This is a genomic window from Mesorhizobium sp. M1A.F.Ca.IN.020.06.1.1 (assembly GCF_004023265.1).
GTDB lineage: Bacteria > Pseudomonadota > Alphaproteobacteria > Rhizobiales > Rhizobiaceae > Mesorhizobium.
In genome coordinates this window covers 1-2,519 of sequence record NZ_RZSR01000882.1, presented here as the reverse complement: position 1 = coordinate 2,519, position 2,519 = coordinate 1, and the positions used below count along the sequence as shown (strand labels likewise).

The 2,519-nt window shown below is 61.1% G+C and carries 3 protein-coding genes; 2 read left to right on the top strand and 1 reads right to left on the bottom strand.

The window, feature by feature from the left end; genetic code table 11:
• Positions 1 to 595, bottom strand: a 595-nt coding sequence (locus tag EOA60_RS28470; protein ID WP_128312266.1) for a LysR family transcriptional regulator, incomplete at its 3' end; no start/stop codon positions are given.
• A gap of 212 nt (positions 596 to 807) precedes the next feature.
• Here EOA60_RS28470 and EOA60_RS28465 point away from each other — a divergent pair.
• Both EOA60_RS28465 and EOA60_RS28460 read left to right on the top strand, forming a co-directional pair.
• Positions 808 to 1,743 carry a DMT family transporter gene (locus EOA60_RS28465; RefSeq protein WP_127335181.1) on the top strand — a complete coding sequence of 312 codons (936 nt, stop codon included), beginning with the start codon at positions 808 to 810 and terminating at the stop codon, positions 1,741 to 1,743.
• 29 nt (positions 1,744 to 1,772) lie between these two features.
• Positions 1,773 to 2,495 (top strand): haloacid dehalogenase type II, encoded by a 723-nt coding sequence (locus EOA60_RS28460; protein WP_095824591.1) that lies wholly within the window; start codon positions 1,773 to 1,775, stop codon positions 2,493 to 2,495.
• Positions 2,496 to 2,519 lie beyond the last annotated feature (24 nt).

The window sequence follows — 2,519 nt, the reverse complement described above, 5'->3', positions numbered from 1 at the left end:
GATAGAAGCAGTTCTCGTCGAAGGACAGGAACGGGATCGGCTTTTCCTTCGACAGGACCAGATCCGGCGACTTCACCCAGTGCAGCGTCTCGCGGTAGAGGACGATGTCGGCAGGGCGAACCTCGTGCTGGAACAGCTGGACGATCGCGGCGTCAAGGGCCCCCTGGCTGAGCTGCTCCCGCAAGACGAGGCTCATGCGCACTTGCGTACGGACGCTCACCTCGGGATGAAGCCTGCGGAACCGGCCAAGAATGCGCGAGAGATCCGTGCAGGTCGTATCCTCGGTCATTCCCAGCGCGATCTTGCCTTGCAGCGTGCTTTTCGAGAGGCTCAGTACCGCCTCGTCATGAATTCCCAGGATGCGCCGCGCATAACCCAGGAGATCGTGCCCGGCCGTGGTGAACAGCGGCGCGTTTGGCTTCCGGCTGAGGATTTCGCAGTCGAGGCTCGCTTCCAGCCGCCTCATCTTGTGGCTGACGGCCGATTGCGACAAACCCAGAACCTCGGCCGCACGGGTGACACCGCCATGTTTCTCGATCGCGACCAGCGCCCGCAGGGCATCGACATCCAGGCGGCGGCTCATAATTCCAGCCATGACAATCCTCGCTCGCAATGAAAGCACCGCGCCAAACCTCTGACACAGAGCGGGTTTTCGGGCAAATATTTATGTCATTGTTCGTAGCTGTTTCATGAGCCTATCGAAATTTGTCATGTGCAAGGCAGCGAGTGTGCAGCCATAAGTCTGCGCCAGACAGCGCTGGTGATCCGCTTCAGGAGCATGGCGCACCGCTCGAATAAAGACAGCCCATGACGCTTCTGCAGAACAAGCCTCATCCTCTGGTATGGCCGACCGTGGCGGCAGCCCTGGTCCTAAGCTGGAGCTCCGGCTTCGTCGGCATCCGCTACGCCAGCGAGAACGCCGACGTCATGCTGGTCCTGTTCTGGCGGACTTTTTTGTCCGGACTTATCCTTCTGCCATTTGCTCTTTTGATCGGGCAGCGCATCAGCGGGCGCGCCTTGGCGCAGCAGATGGCGTTCGGCGTGGCGACGATGTTCCTCTATCTAGGCGGATTCGCCCTTGCCATCGGCCAGCGCGTTCCGACCGGCCTTGTCGCGCTGATCTCCGATCTTGTCCCTCTCGCCATCGCGGCGCTGTCGCAGCCCATTCTCGGCCACCGGCTGAGCGCAAGACAATGGATCGGAACAGCCCTGGGCGTAACGGGCGTCCTTATCGTCTCCCTGGACAGCCTCAGTCTCGGCAAAGCACCGGTCTGGGCCTATGTCCTCACGGTGGCTTCCATGCTGGTGTTCGCCCTGGCAACCGTGGTGCAGAAGCGGATCAGGACGATCGATATGCCCATCCATCAGAGCTTGTGCATTCAATGCCTGACGGCGGCGATCCTCTTTGCCGCCTGCGCCGAATGGAACGGCGGCCTGACACCGCCGCTCGATGGGCGTTTCCAATTCGGCATGGCGTGGCTGGTGCTGTTCTCGACCTTCTTCTGCTACGGCGTCTACTATATGAGCCTGCGTCACTACACCGCCGCACAGGTCAGCAGCGTGGTCTATCTCAGCCCGCCGGTGACGATGCTCTGGGCGTGGCTGATCTTCGGCGAACCGCTATCGAGAGCGATGTTCCTCGGCCTGGCGGTAACCCTGTTCGGTGTCTGGCTGACGGCATCGAGGAGCGCTGCATCGAAGGACGAGGCGCGTCTGAGCTCATGCGAGCAGCCTGCCGGATAATCACGCGACACCAACAAGGAGTGCAATCCATGAAGCTGACCGATTTCAAGGCCCTGACCTTCGACTGCTACGGCACGCTCATCGACTGGGAATCCGGCATGATCGAGGGCCTGAAGCCGCTGACAGAGCGCGCCGGCGGCCGTTTGAGCCGCGACGAAATCCTCGAGGCGCATGCCCGGCACGAATCCAGCCAGCAGAACTGGACTCCGGCAAGACGCTACCGCGATCTTCTGTCGATCGTCTACAAGCGGCTTGCCGAGGAATGGGGCGTCGTCGCCACCGCGGAGGAATGCATCGCCTATGGCGAAAGCGTGAAGGATTGGCCGGCCTTTGCCGACTCGGCGGAAGCCTTGCGGTATCTCAAGCAGCACTACAAGCTGATCATCCTTTCCAACGTCGACAACAAGAGCTTTTCGTTCAGCAACAAGAAGCTCGGCGTCGACTTCGACGCGATATACACGGCAGAGGACATCGGCTCCTACAAGCCCTCCGCCCGCAACTTCGACTATATGCTCGAAAAGCTGGCGACGATCGGGGTGGAGAAAAGCCAAGTCCTGCACACGGCCGAAAGCATGTTCCATGATCACGCTCCCGCCAATCGCGTCGGCCTGGCATCGTGCTGGATCTATCGCCGTCATGCCGACCAGGGCTTCGGCGCCACGATGCACCCCGGCGACATGCCAAATGTGGATTTCCGCTTCGACAGCATGGCCGACCTCGTCAAGGCGCACAGGCAAGAATTGGGCGCCTGAGTCCGCAGCGCGCGGAGGAGGCGC